The sequence below is a fragment of the Rhizobium sp. N122 genome, from assembly GCF_002211295.1.
Taxonomy (GTDB): Bacteria; Pseudomonadota; Alphaproteobacteria; order Rhizobiales; family Rhizobiaceae; genus Rhizobium.
In genome coordinates, this window is the sequence record NZ_LOKU01000009.1 from 1 (window position 1) to 22596 (window position 22596).

Below are 22596 nucleotides of genomic sequence, written 5' to 3' on the forward strand. Positions count from 1 at the left end.
CCCCCGAGGAATTCAAGTCCTACGAGACGGTCGCCTACAGCAAGGGCTTCCTGATGGTCGCCTCCAGCCCGCTGACCCGCTCCTCCCACCACGCCGGCGACGACTTTGCCCGGCTGAGGGCGGCGCGGGAAAAGAAGCTGCTGATGGCGGCTGAGTAAGGGTTCGCAACCTTTCGCTGCAGGTCAGGCTGCTTCAACCTCGCTCTCGTCATGCTCGGGCTTGTCCCGAGCATCTGCGACGGGTTGATGCGCAGCAGATCCTCGGCACAAGGCCGAGGACGACGCCGAGTAGGGAGCGAGATTCGTTAACAAACTGACCGCAGTGGTTTTCATCGCGGTTTTTCTTTGGGCTGCCGCCGATGAAAGGCACCTCCGGTTTGAAATCGATGCTGGCCGCGGCCGACCGCATCCTGGTGATCGGCTGTCCCGGCAGCGGCAAGAGCACGCTGGCAAAGCGGCTTTCGCGAGCGCTCGGACGACGCTACATCTCCATGGACCGTGACGTCTACTGGCTGCCCGGCTGGAGAAAGAGGCCGCGTGACGAGATCGATCGCCTTATCGCCAAGGCCGTGGAAGAAGAGCGCTGGATCATGGACGGAACCGGCCTCAGTTCTTTCCATCTTCGCCTGCCGCGCGCTCAGGTGGTCATTTGGCTTCGCCCGCCAAGATATGCCTGCCTGTACGGTGCCATCTCAAGAGCATTGCGCTATTTCGGGCGAAATCGCCCCGAACTGCCTGCCGGCTGCCGTGAAAACCTCTCGCTGGATGCGCTTTCCTATATCTGGAACTTCGAGCGTCATGCCGTCCCCTTAATCGAAGCGGCACTTCGAGATCATGCCGCCGGGATCGTCGAGCACGGCCCCGAAGTGCCGATTCTCCAACTAAAATCCCGTCGTCAGATGCGTGAGCTTCTTGATCTTCTCGGCCGGCCCGCTTAATTGCCGCCTATGCCGCAATTCGAAACCCATCGTCCTGTCCCGCACACGCCCGATCAGATGTTCGACCTCGTCGCCGATGTCGAGCGCTATCCCGAATTTCTGCCGCTCTGCGAGGCGCTTGCCATCAGGAGCCGCAAGGAGCGCGACGGCAAGATCCTGCTCGTCGCCGATATGACTGTGGGATACAAGGCGATCCGCGAGACCTTTACGACGCAGGTGCTGCTGAACCGGGCCGAGCGCATCATCGAGGTCAAATATATCGACGGCCCGTTCAGATATCTCGACAACCGCTGGCATTTCGCCGAGACGCCGACCGGCGGCTGCACCGTCGATTTCTTCATCGACTACGAGTTCAAGAGCCGCATTTTGGGCGCGCTGATGGGCTCGATGTTCGACCGCGCCTTCCGCATGTTCACCGAAGCCTTCGAGACGCGCGCGAGCAAGATCTACACGACGGCCTGAGGGGCGACTGCAACACCGTCAGGGCGTCAGGAGCGAACGCACCATCTCCAGCGCCGTCCGGACCGTTGCCAGCCGAACTTCGCTGCGGCCGATATCGCCATAGAGAATTTTCCGATGGAGGAGCGCGCCGGCGCGTGATTGGGCGGCGAGATGCACGAGGCCGACCGGCTTTTCGGCCGATCCGCCGCCGGGGCCGGCAATGCCGGTGACGGCCACCGCGATGTCGGCGCGCGAGCGGAAAAGGGCGCCATGCACCATCTGCCGCGCCGTTTCCTCGGACACCGCCCCGAAACGCAGCAATGTTTCCGCCTGGACCCCAAGCAGTTCGATCTTTGCCGTGTTGGTATAGGTGACGAAGCCGCGGTCGACGACCGCCGACGATCCCGATATCTCGGTCAGCGCGCCTGATATCAGCCCGCCGGTGCAGGATTCGGCGGTCGAGATCATCAGCCCCGCGGCCGTGAAGTCACGGATGATTGTCTGCGCCGCCGACAGAATGTCCTCCGGAAAAAGGCTCATCGTTTCCCCCCGCGATAGACGACGGTCGCCGTGGCGATCGCCGCGATGCCTTCGCGCCGGCCGACGAAGCCGATCGTCTCGTTGGTTGTCGCTTTCACCGAGCACCGCTCGATCTCGATGCCGAGATACTCCGCCAGTTTCGCCCGCATGGCCTCGCGATGCGGGCCGACCTTCGGCGCCTCGGCGATCAACGAGACATCGGCATTCATGATCGTGCCGCCGCGTTCGCGCACGATCCGCGCGGCATGCTCGATGAAGATGCGTGACGCCGCTCCCTTCCATTGCGGGTCGGAGGGCGGGAAATGGTCACCGATATCGCCGGCGCCGCAGGTGGCGAGCAGCGCATCGGTCAGCGCATGCAGCGCCACGTCGGCATCCGAGTGGCCTTTCAGCTTCTGGTCGTGCGCGATGAACACGCCACAGAGTGTGACCCCATCGCCCGCTACGAGCTGGTGCACGTCGTAGCCATTGCCGGTGCGTACATCGGGAAGCCGCGACGTCGACAGTTTGTCGTCGGCCATGGTGATATCCTTCTTCACCGTCAGTTTGACGTTATCGGCCGTGCCCTCGACGATCGTCACCGGAATGCCCGCCCATTCCGCGATCGAGGCATCGTCGGTGAAATCGCTGCGCCCGCTCGCCGCTGCCTTTTCATGCGCGTCGAGGATCGTTTCGAAGGCGAAGGATTGCGGCGTCTGCGCGGCGTAGAGGTGCTCGCGCGACACCGTCGTCAACACGGCGCCAATGCTGTCGGCGCGTTTCAGCGTGTCGGTCACGGGTGTCGCCGGCAGGACAGCGGCCGCGCCGTCGCCAAGGTTCTCGGCGATGCGGTCGAGAAGCACATGGTCGAAGAACGGCCGCACCGCGTCATGGATCAGCACATGGCTGATTTGCTTGTCCTTGAGATGTCGCAGCCCCGCCAGCACGGATTGCTGCCGGGTCGCCCCGCCATGCACGGTTTCGATCGGGGTTGCCGAGACGATGTGGCGCAACGCCTTTGCAAACAGTGCCTCGTCATCAGGATGAATAACGACGACGATCTCGGTCGCCGGCCCCCACGTCATGAAGTTTTCAAGCGTATGGGCGATAACCGGCTTGCCGCCGATCAGGCGATACTGCTTAGGGCCTTCCTCGGAGGAGCCTGCGCGCTCGCCGCGGCCGGCGGCGACGATGACAATTCCAGCCGATATCGGTTGCTTAGAAGGCATTTGCAGCATAAATCCCCTAAATTATGCGGAATTGACCCGAGTGCTCTAACGTCTTGCTTTGGCCTTTTCCAGCATCTGCCCGAAAAATATCGATTTCGATCTGAGCCCCCTTGGCAAGCCGGGGAACAATGGCTAAAAATCATGCAGTTCTATAGTGTGCCCGAAAGATAATCATTTGATTTCCAAGGACCTCGCAGCGCCTTTCCGAATCGGATCCGTATCCGTGCGGAACCGCGTCGTGCTGGCGCCGATGTCCGGCGTCACGGACATGCCCTTCCGCGAGCTCGCCTGGCGCTTCGGCGCCGGCCTCGTCGTCACCGAAATGGTGGCGAGCCGCGAACTGGTCAACGACACGGCCGAATCCTGGTCGCGGCTCAAGGCCGCAGGCTTCCGGCCGCACATGGTGCAGCTTGCCGGCCGCGAGGCGCACTGGATGGCGGAGGCGGCGAAGATCGCTGCCGATCATGGCGCCGATATCATCGACATCAACATGGGCTGCCCGGCAAAGAAGGTGATCGGCGGTTACTCCGGCTCGGCGCTGATGCGCGATCCCGATCACGCGCTCGGCCTCATTGAGGCCACGGTCAAGGCCGTCGATATTCCCGTGACGCTGAAGATGCGCTTGGGCTGGGACGAGAATTCGATCAATGCGCCCGAGATTGCGCGCCGCGCCGAGTCGGCCGGCATTCAGCTCGTGACCATTCATGGGCGCACGCGCATGCAGTTCTATGAAGGCCGTGCCGATTGGGACGCGATCCGTCCCGTCCGTGAAGAGATCTCCATTCCGCTGATCGCCAATGGCGATGTCGAAACTTCAGAGGACGTGCAGGAAATATTGCGCCGTTCCGGCGCCGATGCCGTGATGATCGGCAGGGGCTGCCAGGGCAGGCCGTGGCATGCCGGTGTGCTTGCCGGTGCGGCCGAGCCTCTGCGACACGAGATCGCCGATATCGCCGTCGAACATTACACGATGATGCTGGATTTCTACGGCGAGGCGGTGGCGACCCGCCATGCCCGCAAGCATCTCGGCTGGTATCTTGAGCGTTTCGCCCCTGATCTCGCCGGCGGCGATAAGGCGGCGATCATGACCTCCCGCGATCCGCGCGAGGTGGCCGCACGCCTTTATCAGGCATTGGCATCGGGTGTTGTCGACAGCCGGGAGGCGGCATGACGAAGGATACGACTTCTCCGCCCGATCACGCCGGCGGAACCGTTGCCATGGCCGTGCTCAACGCCATCCAGAACCCCGTCGTGATGGTCGACGAATCCGGCTTCGTCGTTTTCGCCAATTGGGAGGCGGAGGCCTTCTTCGGCGCCAGCGCCCCGCATCTGGCGCGTTATCGCATCTCCACCTTCATTCCCTTCGGCAGCCCGCTGCTCGCCCTGATCGACCAGGTGCGGGAGCGCAAGGCGCCGGTCAACGAATATCGCGTCGACCTGAGTTCGCCCCGCCTCGGCCAGGATAAGCTCGTCGATCTCTACGTCGCCCCGGTGCTCAGCGAGCCCGGCGCCGTCGTCATCGTCTTTCAGGAACGCTCGATGGCCGACAAGATCGACCGGCAGCTGACGCATCGCGCCGCCGCCCGTTCGGTGACCGGTCTCGCCTCGATGCTGGCGCATGAGATCAAGAACCCGCTCTCCGGCATCCGCGGCGCCGCCCAGCTGCTCGAACAATCCGCAGTTGACGACGACCGGGCGTTGACCCGGCTGATCTGTGACGAAACCGACCGCATCGTCTCGCTGGTCGATCGCATGGAAGTCTTTTCCGACGAACGCCCTGTCGATCGCATGCCGGTCAACATCCATTCCGTGCTCGATCATGTGAAGGCGGTCGCCAAAGCGGGTTTTGCCCGCAACATCCGCGTCACGGAGAGCTACGACCCGTCGCTGCCGGCCGTCTATGCCAATCGCGACCAGCTCGTCCAGGTCTTCCTCAATCTGGTGAAGAACGCCGCCGAAGCGGTCGGCGATCGGCCGGACGGCGAGATCCTGCTGACGACGGCCTATCGCCCCGGCATCCGTCTCTCCGTTGCCGGCACCCGTGAAAAAATCTCGCTGCCGCTGGAGTTCTGCGTCCATGACAATGGCCCCGGCGTTCCCGCCGATCTGCTGCCGCACCTGTTCGATCCCTTTATCACCACCAAGACGAACGGCAGCGGCCTCGGCCTGGCGCTGGTCGCCAAGATCATCGGCGATCACGGTGGCATCATCGAATGCGACAGCCAGAACAGCCGCACGACATTCCGCGTTCTCATGCCGGCGTCGAAGGACGCCTCGCTTGAAGACGCCTCTTCCGCAAGCTCGACAGGACCTTCTCGATGACAGCCACGATCCTCGTTGCAGATGATGATGCGGCCATCCGGACCGTGCTCAACCAGGCTTTGAGCCGCGCCGGCTACGATGTTCGCATCACCTCCAACGCCGCTACCCTCTGGCGCTGGATTTCGGCGGGTGAGGGCGATCTGGTCGTCACCGACGTGGTGATGCCCGACGAGAACGCCTTCGACCTCTTGCCGCGCATCAAGAAGGCGCGTCCTGACCTGCCGGTTCTCGTCATGAGCGCGCAGAACACCTTCATGACCGCCATCAAGGCCTCGGAGAAGGGCGCCTACGACTATCTGCCGAAGCCCTTCGACCTGACCGAGCTGATCGGCATCATCGGCCGAGCGCTCGCCGAGCCGAAGCGCAAGCCCGCCAAGCTCGAAGAGGACATGCAGGACGGCATGCCGCTCGTCGGCCGCTCGGCGGCGATGCAGGAAATCTATCGCGTGCTCGCCCGTCTGATGCAGACTGACCTGACGCTGATGATCACCGGCGAATCCGGCACCGGCAAGGAACTTGTCGCCCGGGCGCTGCATGATTACGGCAAGCGCCGCAACGGCCCGTTCGTGGCGATCAACATGGCGGCGATCCCGCGCGACCTGATCGAATCGGAACTCTTCGGCCATGAGAAGGGCGCCTTCACCGGGGCGCAGACCCGCTCGACCGGCCGCTTCGAGCAGGCCGAAGGCGGCACGCTTTTTCTCGATGAAATCGGCGACATGCCGATGGACGCCCAGACCCGGCTTCTGCGTGTGCTGCAGCAGGGCGAATACACCACCGTCGGCGGCCGCACGCCGATCCGCACCGACGTGCGCATCGTCGCCGCCACCAACAAGGACCTGAAGCAGGCGATCAATCAGGGCCTGTTTCGCGAAGACCTCTATTACCGCCTCAATGTCGTGCCGCTGCGCCTGCCGCCGCTGCGCGACCGCGCCGAGGATATTCCCGATCTCGTGCGCCATTTCATCCAGCAGGCCGAAAAGGAAGGCCTCGGCTCCAAGCGCTTCGATCAGGAGGCGCTGGAACTGATGAAGGCCTATGCCTGGCCGGGCAATGTGCGCGAGCTGGAAAATCTCATCCGCCGGCTGATGGCGCTCTATCCGCAGGACGTCATCACCCGCGAGATCATCGACGCGGAACTGCGCTCCGACGTGCCCGACAGCCCGATCGACAAGGGGCCGATCCGCAGCGGCTCGATGACGATCGCGCAAGCCGTCGAGGAGAATATGCGCACCTATTTCTCCGGCTTCGGCGACAACCTGCCGCCGCCCGGCCTCTATGACCGCGTGCTGACGGAAATGGAATATCCGCTGATCCTTGCGGCACTCACGGCAACGCGCGGCAACCAGATCAAGGCGGCCGATCTTCTCGGCCTCAACCGCAACACCCTGCGCAAGAAAATCAGGGAACTCGGTGTCTCGGTCTATAGAAGCTCCCGCACTGCCTGAATGAAAACTGCCTGAATGAAAACTGGCTGAATGAAAAGAGGGCGGCGGGCCCTCATGTTGCCCACCGCCCACTTCCTCCCGGCGTCCGCCGCCACGGTCGGGAAGAGAAGTGAATCTAGCCGAGCCGGGTCGCGGTTTATATCCGGGCGGACAAACAAAAGCGCAGTGTCATTCAACGGTCACATCGCGTTTGCGAGGTGCGGTTGGCCCCCGGGCGAATGTCATTGAAGTTGCTGCGGTCGTAGCTCCGGCGCCTGTGGATAGGCTGTGGATAACAGGTGGATGACAGGGGGCGGTCGGCGGCCAATAACGTCCCTGTTCCATTTGCATGTTGCCAATCCGTTCCGAATCTCGTCATCTGCCGTTGCTGCTGTCGACCTCCGCCGCAAACGTCGTCGATTGCATGCTACGGGCGCTCCGGCTGATGTCGTTGAGCGCCCTTTTTCTTTCCGCTCCTCGCATATCGAGGTTCATGCCATAGATTACGCGAGTCGGTCGTCGATCGATCGCGCAACGCCGGTGACCGGCCGGCACATTTTTCGGGAGCTGCATGATGGAATATCGTCGTCTGGGAAAGTCGGGTCTGCAAGTGAGCGAGTTCTCGTTCGGCTCATGGGTGACATTCGGCAAGCAGGTCCACGGAGGCGACGCCGTCGACCTCATGAAGCTTGCTTATGACAACGGGGTGAACTTCTTCGACAATGCCGAAGGATACGAAAGCGGCAAGTCCGAGATCGTCATGGGCGAGGCGCTGAAATCGCTTGGCTGGAGCCGCGACAGCTTCGTCGTCTCGAGCAAGGTCTTCTGGGGTGGCCAGAGACCGACGCAGCGCGGCCTGTCGCGCAAGCATGTGACCGATGCCTGCCATGCCGCGCTGAAGCGGCTTCAGGTCGATTACCTCGATCTCTATTTCTGCCACCGCCCGGATATCGACACGCCGGTCGAGGAAACGGTCCGGGCGATGCACGATCTCGTCGCCCAGGGCAAGGTGCTCTATTGGGGCACGTCGGAATGGTCGGCGCAGCAACTGACGGAAGCCTATGCCGTGGCCCGCGACTTGCGCATCACGCCGCCGACCATGGAGCAGCCGCAGTACAATATCTTCGAACGCCAGAAGGTCGAATCCGATTATCTGCCGCTCTACGACCTCATCGGCCTCGGCACCACCATCTGGTCGCCTCTCGCCTCCGGCGTCCTGACCGGCAAATACAATAACGGTGTGCCGGCCGACAGCCGCATGAACCTGCCGGGCTACGAATGGCTGAAGGAGAAGTGGTCCGGCGACGCCGGCCGCGCCCAGCTCAAACAGGTTGGCGAACTCGCCAGGCTTGCCGACGAGATCGGCCTGTCGATCACCCATCTCGCCTTGTTGTGGTGCCTCGCCAATCGCAACGTCTCCACCGTCATTCTGGGCGCCTCGCGCGCCAGCCAGTTGCAGGACAATCTCGCGGCGCTGTCCCACAGGCAGAAGATGACGCCTGAGGTACTGGACCGGATCGACGGGATCGTCGGAAACAAACCGGAAGGCCCGCGTCGATTCTAGAAGCTGTCGCGCGAGACTGTGCGCTGACGACCTGCATGAAAACAGAGACCTGAAGGCTGCGGCATCAGGTCGACAGGCGCGGATCGCTCCCGACCCGCGCCTGTGGCACCATTCGGCATGCGGGACTAAGTGAGGGCTTCGGCCTGATGGAGGAAGTTCTGGAACTGCTCCTCCGGGACGAACGAGCCGCCTGTTGTCCAGAGCACGTGCGTCGCCCGCGACATCTTCTCCTCGATGCCGTTCAGGGTTTGGAAACGCCGGCCCTGCTTATGGCGCAAGAGGAAGTCCGGGCCGAGCAGGGCGGCGGCCGCCGAAGGCTCCAGCTTCTGCCTTTGGGTGATCCACGCCATGCGAAGCAGCTTGAACAGATCGTCGTCGGCGGCCGTGTAGACGCCGGCGAGCATCTCGCGCATCACCTTGGCCACGAAGGCCGACATGCGGGCAACGGCCATGCCGTCGGCTTCCGTCTTGTTGGTCAGGCCGACGTCGTAGACCGACACCAGTTCCTGCGAACCCGACATCATATGGACGAGGGCGCAGGGCGACTGAACCGGCTCCACGAAGAAGGCGTGCACGTTGTCGCCGAAGATCGCTTTGGCACCGAAGGCGACGCCGCCCGGTGCTCCACCGATGCCGCAGGGCAGGTAGAGGAAGAGCGGATTTTCCTCGTCGATCGTTATCCCACGCTCGTCGAGTTGCGCGGCCAGCTCCGACGCCGCTGCGCTGTAACCGAGGAACAGGTGCCGGGACTGTTCGTCGTCGACGAAATAGATCGTCGGATCGGCGTCGGCGATGTCGCGGGCGTTTTCGACGGCTGTCGTGTAGTCCGCCTCATGCTGGATGACATCGACGCCGAGCTTCCGCAGGCGCTCGACCTTCCAGGCCTTGGCGTCGGACGACATGTGAACCGTGGCCTTGAAGCCGAGCGCGCGCGCGGCGATGCCGACGCTCAAGCCGAGATTTCCGGTGCTGCCCACCGCCACGGTATTGCTTGAAAATAACGAGCGGGCCTCTTCGGTTGCCAGCTTCCGGATATCCTCGCCGTCAGCGAGCAGTCCCTTCTGATGGGCGAGACTTTCGGCAAACAGGAAAACCTCGTAGACGCCGCCGCGTGCCTTGATCGAGCCGGCAACCGGCAGGTGGCTGTCGGCCTTGATGAAGACGTTGCCGAACTCTCTCGTTCGATAGCCGAGCGCCTCGCGGAGTTCCTTGAGTTCCACCAGTTCGGAGCGGATTTCGCCGCCCGTATCCTTCAGTTCCGGAAAGCATTCGGCAAGAAGCGGCGCCAAGCGCTGCCAGTTCTGGCGCGCGCTCTGCACATCGGCCGGTGAAACCGGCAGGTCCGAGCTATCGATTGCCTGTTTCCGGTAGGACGGATTGAGCCAGAGGGTCGATCGGCCCGCGAGAACATCATCGCGAGCGGGATCACTGGGCAGTATCGTGTTCATGGACATTTCCATTCGTGAGCCAGGCTGCGGTTGGTCAGTGTCTTAGGACGCGGGCGAGGAAAGAGCGAGCCCGGTCGTTTTTCGGATTGTCGAAGAACTCGTCCGGCTTCCCGATCTCGATGATCGATCCCTGGTCGATGTAGACGACGCGGTCGGCGACCTCTCTTGCGAACCCCATTTCATGGGTCACCACCATCATCGTCATGCCCTCGGTGGCCAGTTCCCGCATGACGTCGAGGACTTCGCCGACCATTTCCGGATCAAGCGCGCTGGTGGGCTCGTCGAACAGCATCAGATGCGGCTCCATGGCGAGCGAGCGGGCGATGGCCACGCGCTGCTGCTGGCCGCCGGACAGCTGGCCCGGATATTTGTGCGCATGCGCCTTGAGGCCGACGCGGTCGAGGAGCTTCATCGCGGTGGCTTCGGCCTCTTCCCGCGACTTTTTGCGAACCCGCATCGGCGCGATGGTGATATTGTCCAGCACAGTTTTGTGCGGGAACAGGCCGAATTGCTGGAATACCATGCCGACGCCCTTGCGGATCGCCGCGAGTTCGCGTTCTCCGCCAAGCTTCCGGTCGGCCTCGACCGGCATTTCATAGCCGTCCACGACGAGACTGCCGTTCTGGTACATTTCGAGGCCGTTGACGCAGCGGATGAGGGTCGACTTTCCTGAGCCGCTGGCCCCGAGGATGACCATGACTTCGCCGCGTGTGACGGCGAGATCGATGTCCTTGAGCACATGGTGGGCGCCGTAGAACTTGTTCATGCTTTTCATTTCGACGATGGCGTTCATCGTGATGTCTCCCTGTTGGAACAGCTCAGCGGGCACTCGTTGCCATATGGTCTTCGAGCTTTCTGGCGGCATAGGTGATCATCGAGCCGACCAGGAAATAGGTGACGAGCAGGAACGAGAGGACTTCGAAAGTCCGGTCGCCATATTGCGGGTTCGCCAGGATCATCTGCCCCGCGCGGAGAAAATCCGTCAGCCCGATGATGAAGACGAGCGGCGCGGAATTGAAGATGTCGAGCACGTTGCCGACCAGCGGCGCCACCACGACCCGAAGCGCCTGTGGCAGAACGATCGAGCGGTTGATGTCGAATTCGCTGATGCCGAGAGACCTTGCCGCCTCGGTCTGGGCGCGCGGAACTGCCTGAAGCCCGCTTCGGACATATTCGGCGACATAGGCGGAGTAGAAGATCGTGAAGCCGATCATGCCGCGCGCGACGTCGGCCAATCCCCACTGCGGGGCAAGGACCGGCATGAGGATCCAGATCCAGTAGACGACGAGGATGAGCGGCACCGAGCGCATGACCTCGATGTACCAGGTGCAGATGATCCTGAGACTTGAGAGCCGGCTCTGCCGTCCGAACGCGAGCAGGATGCCGATCGGCAGAGACAGGACCGACGTCACCAGCGTCAGCAGGACGCTGAGAAGAAGTCCGCCCCAGAGCCCCACGCCCGGAGGGGCCATGACTGCAACGACGACGATGAAGCCGGTAAACGCCGCAGCCGGCATCGCCTTCCTGGACAATGGCACATAGGACGTCAGCACCCATCCCAGCGAGGTTGCGGCAACGACGCCCGCCGCGGACAGGGCGTTCTGCGGATCGCCATGATCGACGATCAAAATCAATAAGGGGACGAGAACGAGAACCAGCCCATGGTGAGGCTTGAACGAAAACACGCAGCCGAGACCGGCGCCGAGGATCGCTCCGATGATCGCCGACGCCGTCCATGCGCGCCACGCCTGATCGGCGGGAAAAACGCCGATCATCAGCACCCGCAGGCTCTGCACGATGATATCCCACCTTGCCGTGGTGAGCGCCCAGTCAAGGATCGAATAGGCGAGCCAGAGCGCGCCCGGAATGACCAGCAGCGACAGGGCGACGTCGAAAGGCTTTCCAAACAGGTTGTGGCGGGTCCATTTTATTGAGGTGGCGATCATTGCGACACTCCCATGGGGTTAAGACGGCGGTTCACCCAGTAGACGGATGAACTGATGATCCAGCTGAGGATCAGGTAGGACGCCATGACGATGATGATGCCTTCAAGGCTGTGGCCGGTCTGATTGGCGATCGTCCCGTAAATGTTGAACAGATCCGGATATCCGACCGCGATCCCGAGCGCGGTGTTCTTGGTCAGGCTGATATACTGATTGCCGAAGGAGGGGAGAACGACGCGGAACACTTGAGGAAGGATGATGTCGTTGACGGTGTCGCGGCGGCTGAGCCCCAGCGACCCCGCGGCTTCCCATTGGGCCTTCGGAAGAGCGTCGATCGCGCCGCGGACGGTTTCGGCGATGAAGGAAGCGCTGCTCACGACGACGGCAAGCAGAAGGGCTGCCATCTCCGGGCTGATGCTGGTTCCGCCGCTCGCCTTGAACTTGTTGGCGACGGGGAAATTCACGGTCATCCCGCCGGTCGCGACCAGCAGCCCGAGGCAGACGACCGCCGCGCCGACGCATATCCGCCGCGCTCCACGGACGGGGTCGAATATTGCGCCGAGCGCCGACACTCCTGTGGCGGTGACCAGGATCAGCGAAACGGTGGATGGGCCTCCGGTCCAGGACAGCGTGGGGACGTATATGCCTTGCTGGCTGACGATAAGGCCACCGTAGAGCTTTGCTGCAGACGCCATTGGCGGAAAGTGCAGGACGACCGCGAAATACCAAAAGACGAGCTGTATCAGCAGCGGCGTGTTGCGGACGAACTCGACGATCCAGAAACAGAGGTTTCGCACCACCCAGTTCGTGGAAAGACGGCCGACGCCGAGCATCGTTCCGAGGATCGTGCTGAGGATGATTGCCAGCAGTGCGATTTTCGCGGTGTTGAAGATGCCTGTGACGAAAGCCGATGCGATCGACATCTCCGAAGAGAACTCGGCGAGGTTGGGGACGAAGCCTTCACCAGACGTCAGCGTTAATCCTTCGCTGATATCGAAGCCGGCGGTGTTGGCAAGAAACGAGAAGCTGAACCGTATGCCCTTCTCGGCAAGGCCAGCCTTGACCGCATATGCCAGCATGCCGAGCAGCACGACGACCAGAACGACGATTCCGAGCTGGATCGCTTCGTGCCGGATGCGATTGCGCAGGCGCCGCGACCTCAGTCTATCACCCTCTGCCATGCCGCGGATCGCACTCGTTTCGTGGATTGTCATGTTCAGGCTCCAAGAGCTTGGGGGGCGAAACGTTGTGGTTCCGACCCCCGAAAGGCATCAGTTCCAGAGCGGCGAGTAGATTGCGCCACCCTGCGTCCACAAGGCGTTCGGCGTGCCCTTGCGGTCGAGATACATCTTGGTCTTCGGACCGAGGTTACGATCATAGGCCTCGCCGTAGTTGCCGACGGCCTTGATCGCCTGAGCAATGAAGTCGTCGGAGAGGCCGAAGTCCTTGCCGTAGCCGCCGCCGACGCCGAGGAACTTCTGAACGAAGGGATCTTCGCTCTTCAGCTTTTCGGCCAGATTGGCCTGGGTGATCTCGGACTCCTCGGCCTGGAAGAGGCCGTATTCGATCCAGCGCAGCGCGTTGCGCCACTTGGAGTCGTTGGCAGCCACGAAGCCGCCGAACGGGGACTTGTCCAGCGTATCCGGGAGGATCAGATAGTCGGCTGGCTTCGGTGCATTCCCCGCCCAGGCGGCAAGGGCTGATTTGTCGGTGCTCATCGCATTGCAACGACCCGAGTTGAGAGCGGAGAAAAGCTTCTCGAGGTTTTCATAGGTCAGGACCTTGGAGTCCTTCCAGCCACGCGCCTTGAAGGCAGCAGCCAGAACGGTCTCGGTGGCCGATCCCTGGGTGGTGCAGATCGTTGCACCATCGAGGTCTGCGAATTCCTTGATCCCGGCATCGGTTTTCACCATGAGGCCGGTACCGTCGTAGAAGTTGATCGGCAGGAAATCGATCGCGATCGACGATTCGCGCGCCGGTTTGATCGTGGTGTGGGCGAAGACGACGTCGACCTGGCCGGTAAGGACTGCGTCAAAGCGGCTCTTGTCGGTCACCGTGATGAACTTGACCTTGGAGGCGTCGCCGAGAACGCCGGCGGCAACCGCTTTGCAGAAGTCGACGTCGAGCCCTTCCATCTGTCCGGTCGTGGTATTGAGATAGCCGAAGCCGGGAGCGGTGTTGTCAGTGCCGCAGTTGAGCACACCGCGCTGCTTGACCGTGTCCAAAACGGAGGCGGAAGCATTGGCCGCCGTGAACGCAACGCCTGCGAAAACGCCGGCAGTCAGGATTTTGAGTAGTTTCATCGAAGTTCCCCTTTCGGATCGCATAGTGACGGTCACGCCAAATCAATGAGCGATGGCTCGATCGAAAGTCCGGTAAGACGCTGGAGGCGTTATCGCCTTTCTGACTGCGTCGTTCCCACTATTGGCCAAGGTCTGCGTGCGATCCTCGCTCCCAGTCCCATCAATTGGCAGATGGAGAGTAGGAGTGGGGTCTCTTCAAATCTACTTAATTCTCCTGAGGTGATACATTAGTAAATCTGTTGTTTTGTTGCCTCGACGCCGCATTGAGGTGGTCGGCATGGTGCGCGGTTGCGCTGACACCCAGCGTCAAGACAGCGGCGGCTTCTCGGCCATTCGGTCAAGGAATACCTGAAGGGCCGGACTGCGCTTTTCCTCTTTGCGGAAGGCGATAAATATTCTCCGGCGGATTTCCGGAACGAGCCTGCAGACCCAGACGTCTTCGAGATCGTAGCTGGCGCGCAGGCCAGGCAGGATCGAGATGCCGTAATTCTGCCGGATCAGCGCAATGGTCACTTCGAAGCCTTTGCACCTCGCCACGATGTTGGGCTTGAAGCCCTCTTCCTGACAGGCCTCCACCAGCATCCTCGTATAGGTGTCGGACGCGGTGTCGATCGCCCACCGGTCCTCCCGAAGCTCATGCAGGCCGACGGTTGGCCGCTCCGACAGCCTGTGATCTTTGGAGACCATGACGTTGAAGACGTCCTCCATCAGGAAGATCGTCTCGATATTGGGATCGAGCGCGCCGGTCGGTATATTCAAGTCATCGATAATCGCGACATCCGTCTGCCAGCTTCGCAGCGCGGCAAGGCTTTCGCCCGGCTCCATTTCTTCGAACTGGACGGTGAGGTGAGGGTGCCGTTCGGCAAGATCGTAGACGACCTTCGGAATGACGGCGGCCGCCACGGAAGGAAACGCCGCCACCCGAAGTTCGCCGGAAACGACGCTTTTCAATTCGGCGATGTCTGCTTTCGCCGATTCGATTTCGATGAGGATCTTCTCTGCCCGCATCACCAGCTGCTGGCCGGCGGGCGTCATGACAACGCCCCGGCCGCGTCGCTCGACGAGCCGTATGCCCACCTCTTCTTCAAGAAGCGCAATTTGCTGCGACACGGCCGACGGCGAGACGTGTAAGGCTTCTGCCACCGCCGCCATGGTCTTGCGGATCGACAGTTCGCGCAGTGCCCGCAGACGTCCGACATCCATAACGACCTCCTCGCAGCTCCGAAATCATTAGCATGTCTGAACGTATAAGCAAATATTATTAACTTTTTCTGGTGTTTCGATCGATCTAGGTTCCGCCTCACGAATTCGAGGAACTGGAGAACTCAGATGACCAACGCTGCAAGGGTGCATTTCAACACCACCGTCCAGGAGGCCGATCCACTCGTCGCCGATGCCCTCGCGTCCGAGCGGGCCCGCCAGCAGAACCAGATTGAGCTCATCGCTTCGGAGAATATCGTCAGCCGTGCGGTTCTCGACGCCTTGGGGCACGAGATCACCAACAAGACACTCGAAGGCTATCCGGGCAATCGTTTTCACGGTGGCGGACAGTTCGTCGACATTGCCGAGCAGGCCGCGATCGACCGCGCCAAGCAGCTGTTCAATTGCGGCTACGCCAACGTCCAGCCGCACTCGGGGACCCAGGCCAACCTGGCCGTCTTCTTCCTGCTCCTGAAGCCAGGCGAAAAGGTGCTTTCGCTCGACCTTGCAGCCGGCGGACACCTGTCGCACGGCATGAAGGCGAACCTGTCGGGCCGCTGGTTCGACGCCAACAATTACAGCGTCAACCCGCAGAACGAGGTCATCGACCTTGATGAGATGGAACGCATCGCCGAAGAAATCCGCCCGAAGCTGCTGATCACCGGTGGTTCGGCATATCCGCGCGAACTCGACTTCGAGCGCATGTCGAAGATCGCAAAGAAGGTCGGCGCCCACTTCCTGGTGGATATGGCCCACATCGCCGGCCTCGTTGCCGGTGGCGTCCATCCTTCGCCATTCCCGCATGCCGACATCGTGACCTGCACCACGACCAAGACCCTGCGCGGTCCGCGTGGCGGCCTGATCCTCACGAACAACGAGGAATGGTACAAGAAGCTGCAAGCGGCTGTGTTTCCCGGCGTCCAGGGATCGCTGCACAGCAACGTCCTGGCCGCCAAGGCGATCTGCCTGGGTGAAGCCCTCCGCGACGACTTCAAGCTCTATGCCCGCCAGGTCGTTGCCAACGCAAAAGTCCTCGCCGAAACGCTGGCGGATCGTGGCGTTCGCATCGTTTCCGGCGGCACCGATACCCACATCATCCTGCTCGATCTGTCGAGCAAGGGACTGCTTGGAAAACAGGCTGAGACGCTGCTCGCCAAAGCGAACATCACATCCAATAAGAACCCGATCCCCGGCGACAGCCCTCGTCCTCCGGAGTGGGTCGGCATGCGCCTTGGCTCCTCCGCTGCGACGACACGTGGCTTGAAGGAGGAGGAATTCCGGGTTCTCGGCCATGTCATCGCGGATCTCATTGACGCCGAGACAGAGGGCAGGACCGACGAGATCGTCGGAACTGCCAGGGCGAAGATCGCGGAACTGACCGAGAAGTTCCCGGTCTACGGCCACTAAGGCAACGTACCCAGGAAGCGGAAATGCCCCGCCCACATCTCCGGGCGCGGCATTTTGCTGGTTCGAGCTTGGATGCAATGGAGCACCCCATGGGAATGGACAGATTCACACGCGCCGCAAACATCGATGGCAAAGAGTACGCAGCAGGGCTCCTGCAGCGCATCAAGGCCGATGTCGAAACGCTGCAGGCAACGACTGGAGCTGTTCCCGGTCTGGCCGTCGTTCTGGTGGGGCACGACCCGGCAAGCGCAATTTATGTGGCTTCAAAGCACCGTCAGACGGTTGCCGCCGGAATGAAGTCCTTCGAATACCGGCTTGCTCAGGAAACCACCCAGGGTGAACTTCTTGACCTCGTGCATCACCTTAACAACGATGCAGAAGTGCATGGGATTCTTGTGCAGTTGCCGCTGCCGGCGCATTTGGATCCGAATGCCGTGATCCAGGCCATCAATCCCGATAAGGATGTCGACGGCTTCCATGTGTCGAATGCGGGCCGCCTTGCAACGGGCAACCCGGCTTTGGTTCCCTGCACCCCGCTCGGCTGCATGATGCTCATCAAGGATACGCTCGGCGAGAGCCTCTCCGGCCTTCATGCCGTCATCGTCGGCAAGTCCAACATCGTCGGAAAGCCGATGGCGCAGATGCTGATGAATGCCCACTGTACCGTCACGGTCGTTCACTCGCAGACGAGGAACGCGGCAGAACTTTGCCGGGCGGCCGACATTCTTGTCGTCGCGGCCGGTCGGGCGGGCCTGGTTCGGGGTGACTGGATCAAGCCCGGCGCCGTCGTGATCGACGTCGGCATCAACCGGATCCAGGACGGCGAAAAATCGCGGATCGTCGGCGACGTGGCATATGGCGAAGCCGGCCACGCGCGCGCCATCACGCCGGTGCCGGGCGGCGTCGGCCCGATGACGATCGCATGCCTGCTGTCCAACACGCTCACCGCATTCCGCCGCCATCACGCGATGATCACCGCGGCCTGAGACGACGAACAAGGAGATAGACATGACCATCACGGCCCCTCGCTACGCTCTGCGTGTCGCATGCCCGTCGATCCGCGGCGTGACGGCCGCCATCGCCGGCTATCTCTCCCAGAACGGCTGCAACATCTCCGACAGCGCGCAATTCGACGACGCCGATACCGGGCGCTATTTCATGCGGATCAGCTTCCAGCCGCATGACGGACATACCCTTGACCAGCTTCGTCAGGGTTTCGAACCGATCGCCGAGAGGTTCGAGGCAAGCGCCGAATTTTTTGATGAGAGCGAAAAGAAGAAGGTGATCCTCATGGTAAGCCGCTTCGGCCACTGCCTCAACGATCTCCTCTACCGCTGGCGCATCGGGGCGCTGCCGATCGACATCGTCGGCGTGATCTCCAACCACACGGATTACCAGCGGGTCGTCGTGAACCACGACATCCCATTCCACTGCATCAAGGTGACTAGGGAAAACAAGCCGGAGGCCGAGGCGAAGCAGATGCAGATCGTCGAGGAGTCGGGCGCTGAACTCATCGTGCTGGCCCGCTACATGCAGGTCCTGTCCGACGACATGTGCCGCAAGATGTCCGGCAGGATCATCAACATCCACCACTCCTTCCTGCCGAGTTTCAAGGGCGCCAATCCGTATAAGCAGGCATTCGAACGGGGCGTGAAGCTCATCGGCGCGACGTCGCACTACGTCACCGCAGACCTCGACGAAGGCCCGATCATCGAGCAGGACATCGTCCGCGTCACCCATGCGCAGAGCGGCGAGGACTATGTCAGCCTCGGCCGCGACGTCGAAAGCCAGGTGCTCGCCCGGGCCATCCACGCCCACATCCATGGCCGGGTGTTCATCAACGGCAACAAGACCGTCGTCTTCCCGGCGTCACCCGGCTCTTACGCGTCGGAGCGTATGGGCTGATTGCTGCCTAGCCCACCCTCAAGTCTGCGCTACGGGATTGCCGTTACTCGTGGGCAACTCTCTTTAGTGACAAATCGAGATCCCTGCGCGGCTTGACAATGTGGCGGGGTGCGTTGCATTTTCGCCACAATGCGTTGCTTAAAGGTCACGCAAGGGTTTTGGACATTTCGCTCCCGATCGAGTCGTTCCGGACGCTGGCTTTCTTAAGCCGGCGTTGTTTGGTTTCGATCGGCTGGCGAGGGCGGTGGGTGCCGTCTGAAGAGAGGCCGAATGACGCAGGATGGGGTATCGCCGGCGGCGGCGGGCGAGGCGGTGACGACGGTGACCGATCGCCGCGCCCTTTTTGCCGTGCCCGGCCTGGTGCTTGCCGGCGGCGCGCTCCTCTGCGCCACGGCCACGCTTTTCGTGCTGCTTGGTCTCACCCCGATCGCGCCGAGTTCGCATGTCGTCATCACCTCGGTCATCGTCAACTCCTTCTTCGTCCTGACGCTGCTGGCGCTGATCGCCCGCGAGGTGGCAAGGCTGCTCAAGGCGCGCACCCGGGGCAGGGCGGCGGCACGCCTGCATATCCGCATTGTCGTGCTCTTCTCGATCGTCGCGATCACGCCGGCGATTCTCGTCGCCATCTTTGCCAGCATCACGCTGAATGCCGGCCTCGACCGCTGGTTTGCGCTGCGCACCCAGTCGATCGTCAGTTCGTCGCGCAACATCGGCCAGGCCTATATGATGGAGAACGCCAGCTACCTGCAGGGGCAGACGGTTTCCATGGCCAACGACCTGGAGCGCAACCGCGCGCTCTACAGCCTCGACCGGACCGGCTTTGCCGACCTGATGACGCGCCAGGCGAGGGGCCGCGGCCTGCTCGGTTCCTTCCTTGTCGAGCGGGACGGCTCGGTGATCGTCCAAGCCGACATCGCCACTGAAAAGCCGTTGCCGGCCATTCCGCAGGACGCGCTTGAGAAGGCTGCTGCCGGCCAGCCGACACTGATTCCGCCTGGTGTTACCAACCTCGTCGGCGCCATCATCAAGCTCGATGCCATCCCGGGCACCTTCCTCTATACGGTGCGCGCCGTCGATCCCAAGGTCATGGGCGCAATGCGCATGATGGAGGAGAACGCCACCGAATACCGGTCGATGGAGGCCAACCGATTCTCGCTGCAGATCGCCTTCGCCGTGCTCTATATCGGCTTCGCGCTGATCGTGCTGCTCGCGGCGATCTGGACCGCGATTGCCGTAGCCGACCGCATCGTCCGGCCGATCCGGCTGTTGATCACCGCGGCCGACAGCGTGGCGTCGGGCAATATGGACATCGTCGTGCCGGTGCACGCCGTTGATGGCGACGTCGCCAATCTGTCGCGCACCTTCAACAAGATGATCTCGGAAATCCGCACCCAGCGCGACGAAATCCTCGAGGCCAAGGACGAAGTCGACGATCGCCGCCGCTTCATCGAGGCGGTGCTGTCTGGTGTGACCGCCGCCGTCATCGGCGTCGAGCACGACCGCCGTATCGCCATCGTCAACAGTTCGGCCGAGACGCTGATGTCGCTGTCGGCCGACGAGATGCTCGGCAAGCAGTTGGCCGAGATCGCGCCGGAGGTCGATCACGTGCTGACCGAGGCGGCATCGCGTCATCGCGGCGATTTCCGCAAGCAGATCGCGCTGGTGCGCGGCGGCACGGTGCGCACACTGAGCGTGCAGGTCACCCGCGAAGAAGTGCGCGACATGAGCGAATCCTATGTGATCACGCTCGACGACATCACCGATCTCGTCATTGCCCAGCGCTCGACCGCCTGGGGCGACGTGGCAAGACGCATCGCCCATGAGATCAAGAACCCGCTGACCCCGATTCAGCTGTCCGCCGAGCGCATCCAGCGCCGTTACGGCAAGCAGATCGACCCGAACGACCGAACCGTCTTCGATCAGTGCACCGATACGATCATCCGCCAGGTCGGCGATATCGGCCGCATGGTCGACGAATTCTCTGCATTCGCCCGCATGCCGAAGCCGACCAAGGAGCCGAGCGACTTGCGCGATATCCTGCGCGATGCGATCTTTCTGCGCGAGATGGGCAACAACCATGTCGCCTTCGGACAGGATTTCGGCGACCAGCCGCTGGAGGGCCTGTTCGACAGCCGCATGCTCGGCCAGGCTTTCGGAAATCTGATCAAGAATGCCGTTGAGGCGATCGAGGCGGTGCCGAGCGACGAACGGGACGAGCGCAAGATTTTGGTGCGCGCCGCCTTTGATGCCGGCCGCGACCGCTTCACCGTCGACGTGATCGACAATGGCCGCGGCCTGCCGGTGGAGAACCGCCACAGCATTCTCGAACCCTATATGACGATGCGGGAAAAGGGCACCGGCCTCGGTCTCGCCATCGTCAAGAAGATCATCGAAGAACATGGCGGGCAGCTCGAACTGCACGATGCGCCCGCCGATTTTGACCGGGGAAGAGGAGCCATGATCCGCGTGCATCTGCCACGCCGGGATCCGACGCCCGACTCTCCCGCAGCCAATGACAAGGAAAGCGTTTATGGCCTCTGATATTCTCGTCGTCGACGACGAGCACGATATTCGCGAGATCGTTTCCGGCATTCTCTCCGACGAGGGACACGAAACGCGCACGGCCCATGACAGCGACAGCGCGTTGGCGGCAATCTCCGACCGCGTGCCGCGGCTGATCTTCCTCGATATCTGGATGCAGGGCAGCAAGCTCGACGGGCTGTCGCTGCTCGACGAGATCAGGACCCGCCATCCGGATCTGCCGGTGGTGATGATCTCGGGCCATGGCAACATCGAGACCGCCGTCTCGGCGATCAAGCGCGGCGCCTTCGATTTCATCGAAAAGCCGTTCAAGGCCGACCGGCTGATCCTGATCGCCGAACGGGCGCTTGAAAATTCCAAGCTGAAGCGCGAGGTCTCCGAGTTGAAGCGCCGCACCGGCGACGCCCTGGAACTGATCGGCACCTCGGTCGCCGTGTCGCAACTGCGCCAGACCATCGAGAAGGTCTCGCCGACCAACAGCCGCATCATGATCCTTGGCGCGTCCGGCTCCGGCAAGGAGCTGGTGGCGCGGATGATCCACAAGAAGTCGACACGCGCCAACGGTCCCTTCGTGGCGATCAACGCCGCCAACATCACGCCGGATCGCATGGAGGTGGCGCTGTTCGGCACCGAGGGCACGCCCGGCCAGGCGCGCAAGATCGGCGCGCTCGAGGAGGCCCATCGCGGCATCCTCTATCTCGACGAAGTCGGTGAGATGCCGCGCGAAACGCAGAACAAGATCCTGCGCGTGCTGGTGGATCAGCAGTTCGAGCGCGTCGGCGGCTCCAAGCGCGTCAAGGTCGATGTCCGCATCATCTCTTCCACAGCCTATAATCTCGAAAGCCGCATCGCCGAAGGCTGGTTCCGCGAAGATCTCTACCATCGCCTCGCCGTCGTGCCGGTGCGGGTACCGGCGCTGGCCGAGCGGCGTGAGGACATTCCCTTCCTCGTCGACCAGTTGATGCGCCAGATTTCCGAGCAGGCCGGCATCCGTCCGCGCCGCATCGGCGACGACGCCATGGCGGTGCTGCAGGCGCATGACTGGCCCGGCAATATCCGCCAGCTGCGCAACAATATCGAGCGGCTGATGATCCTTGCCCGCACAGACGGGCCGGATGCGCCGATCACCGCCGATATGCTGCCGACCGATCTCGGCGACATGCTGCCGAAGGTTTCGGCCAAAAACGATTACCACATCATGACGCTGCCGCTGCGCGAAGCCCGCGAGATGTTCGAGAAGGATTACCTGATCGCCCAGATCAACCGCTTCGGCGGCAATATCTCGCGCACCGCCGAGTTTGTCGGCATGGAGCGTTCGGCGCTGCATCGCAAGCTGAAGTCGCTCGGCGTCTGATCTTTCCGGCGCGGCCGTTGCCGCGCCGCATTCCCTCTATCGCTTTCTGCAAGACC

19 protein-coding genes and 1 pseudogene are annotated in these 22596 nt (G+C 62.2%); 12 read left to right on the forward strand and 8 right to left on the reverse strand.

Annotated features, from left to right (window positions below):
• The 3 genes and pseudogenes from ATY75_RS33810 to ATY75_RS08225 form a co-directional block, all read left to right on the forward strand.
• A pseudogene (locus ATY75_RS33810) lies at positions 1-158 on the forward strand (lipoyl synthase); the annotation flags it as partial.
• Positions 159-358: 200 nt separating this feature from the next.
• Entirely contained in the window at positions 359-937 is a 579-nt protein-coding gene (locus ATY75_RS08220; protein ID WP_088937152.1) for an AAA family ATPase, read from the forward strand.
• A 9-nt stretch (positions 938-946) separates the two neighbouring features.
• Complete coding sequence (locus ATY75_RS08225) at positions 947-1399, forward strand: type II toxin-antitoxin system RatA family toxin (RefSeq protein ID WP_088937153.1); 453 nt, start codon at positions 947-949, stop codon at positions 1397-1399.
• Positions 1400-1417: 18 nt separating this feature from the next.
• Here ATY75_RS08225 and ATY75_RS08230 read toward each other — a convergent pair whose 3' ends face one another.
• A complete protein-coding gene (locus tag ATY75_RS08230) occupies positions 1418-1918 on the reverse strand; it encodes a CinA family protein (protein WP_088937154.1) in 501 nt (166 codons plus the stop codon).
• Entirely contained in the window at positions 1915-3135 is a 1221-nt protein-coding gene (locus ATY75_RS08235; protein WP_088937155.1) for a bifunctional 2-C-methyl-D-erythritol 4-phosphate cytidylyltransferase/2-C-methyl-D-erythritol 2,4-cyclodiphosphate synthase, read from the reverse strand. Before ATY75_RS08235 ends, ATY75_RS08230 begins: the two co-directional genes overlap by 4 nt.
• A 145-nt stretch (positions 3136-3280) precedes the next feature.
• On the opposite strand from ATY75_RS08235, the gene dusB reads away from it, so the two are divergent.
• The 4 genes from dusB to ATY75_RS08260 all read left to right on the forward strand — a co-directional run bounded on the left by dusB (position 3281) and on the right by ATY75_RS08260 (position 8439).
• Entirely contained in the window at positions 3281-4297 is a 1017-nt protein-coding gene (gene dusB / locus ATY75_RS08240) for a tRNA dihydrouridine synthase DusB (RefSeq protein WP_190241331.1), read from the forward strand.
• A complete protein-coding gene (locus ATY75_RS08245) occupies positions 4294-5448 on the forward strand; it encodes a nitrogen regulation protein NR(II) (RefSeq protein ID WP_064838373.1) in 1155 nt (384 codons plus the stop codon). The genes dusB and ATY75_RS08245 overlap by 4 nt, the downstream gene beginning before the upstream one ends.
• A complete protein-coding gene (gene ntrC, locus ATY75_RS08250; RefSeq protein ID WP_064838374.1) occupies positions 5445-6896 on the forward strand; it encodes a nitrogen regulation protein NR(I) in 1452 nt (483 codons plus the stop codon). Before ATY75_RS08245 ends, ntrC begins: the two co-directional genes overlap by 4 nt.
• A gap of 553 nt (positions 6897-7449) precedes the next feature.
• Positions 7450-8439 (forward strand): aldo/keto reductase, encoded by a 990-nt coding sequence (locus ATY75_RS08260; RefSeq protein ID WP_088937157.1) that lies wholly within the window; start codon positions 7450-7452, stop codon positions 8437-8439.
• A 125-nt stretch (positions 8440-8564) separates the two neighbouring features.
• On the opposite strand, the gene ATY75_RS08265 is transcribed toward ATY75_RS08260, so the two are convergent.
• The 6 genes from ATY75_RS08265 to ATY75_RS08290 form a co-directional block, all read right to left on the reverse strand.
• A complete protein-coding gene (locus ATY75_RS08265) occupies positions 8565-9887 on the reverse strand; it encodes a D-serine ammonia-lyase (RefSeq protein WP_088937158.1) in 1323 nt (440 codons plus the stop codon).
• A 34-nt stretch (positions 9888-9921) separates the two neighbouring features.
• Complete coding sequence (locus ATY75_RS08270; protein WP_049735604.1) at positions 9922-10680, reverse strand: amino acid ABC transporter ATP-binding protein; 759 nt, start codon at positions 10678-10680, stop codon at positions 9922-9924.
• Positions 10681-10705: 25 nt separating this feature from the next.
• Positions 10706-11833 (reverse strand): amino acid ABC transporter permease, encoded by a 1128-nt coding sequence (locus ATY75_RS08275; RefSeq protein WP_088937159.1) that lies wholly within the window; start codon positions 11831-11833, stop codon positions 10706-10708.
• Positions 11830-13044, reverse strand: a complete 1215-nt coding sequence (locus ATY75_RS08280; protein ID WP_088937160.1) for an ABC transporter permease subunit — start codon at positions 13042-13044, stop codon at positions 11830-11832. Before ATY75_RS08280 ends, ATY75_RS08275 begins: the two co-directional genes overlap by 4 nt.
• 57 nt (positions 13045-13101) lie before the next feature.
• A complete protein-coding gene (locus tag ATY75_RS08285) occupies positions 13102-14133 on the reverse strand; it encodes a transporter substrate-binding domain-containing protein (protein ID WP_064821961.1) in 1032 nt (343 codons plus the stop codon).
• A 306-nt stretch (positions 14134-14439) separates the two neighbouring features.
• Complete coding sequence (locus ATY75_RS08290; RefSeq protein WP_088937161.1) at positions 14440-15336, reverse strand: LysR family transcriptional regulator; 897 nt, start codon at positions 15334-15336, stop codon at positions 14440-14442.
• A 126-nt stretch (positions 15337-15462) separates the two neighbouring features.
• Here ATY75_RS08290 and glyA point away from each other — a divergent pair, with 126 nt between their 5' ends.
• The 5 genes from glyA (at position 15463) to ATY75_RS08315 (ending at position 22540) form a co-directional block, all read left to right on the forward strand.
• On the forward strand, positions 15463-16740 hold the full coding sequence (glyA, locus tag ATY75_RS08295) for a serine hydroxymethyltransferase (RefSeq protein ID WP_071086610.1): 1278 nt from the start codon (positions 15463-15465) through the stop codon (positions 16738-16740).
• Positions 16741-16829: 89 nt separating this feature from the next.
• A complete protein-coding gene (gene folD, locus ATY75_RS08300; protein WP_088937162.1) occupies positions 16830-17726 on the forward strand; it encodes a bifunctional methylenetetrahydrofolate dehydrogenase/methenyltetrahydrofolate cyclohydrolase FolD in 897 nt (298 codons plus the stop codon).
• Between the two features lie 22 nt (positions 17727-17748).
• Positions 17749-18645 carry a formyltetrahydrofolate deformylase gene (purU, locus tag ATY75_RS08305; protein WP_088937163.1) on the forward strand — a complete coding sequence of 299 codons (897 nt, stop codon included), beginning with the start codon at positions 17749-17751 and terminating at the stop codon, positions 18643-18645.
• Positions 18646-18915: 270 nt separating this feature from the next.
• A complete protein-coding gene (locus ATY75_RS08310; protein ID WP_088937164.1) occupies positions 18916-21186 on the forward strand; it encodes a PAS domain-containing sensor histidine kinase in 2271 nt (756 codons plus the stop codon).
• Positions 21176-22540, forward strand: a complete 1365-nt coding sequence (locus ATY75_RS08315; RefSeq protein ID WP_088937165.1) for a sigma-54 dependent transcriptional regulator — start codon at positions 21176-21178, stop codon at positions 22538-22540. The genes ATY75_RS08310 and ATY75_RS08315 overlap by 11 nt, the downstream gene beginning before the upstream one ends.
• Positions 22541-22596: the final 56 nt, after the last annotated feature.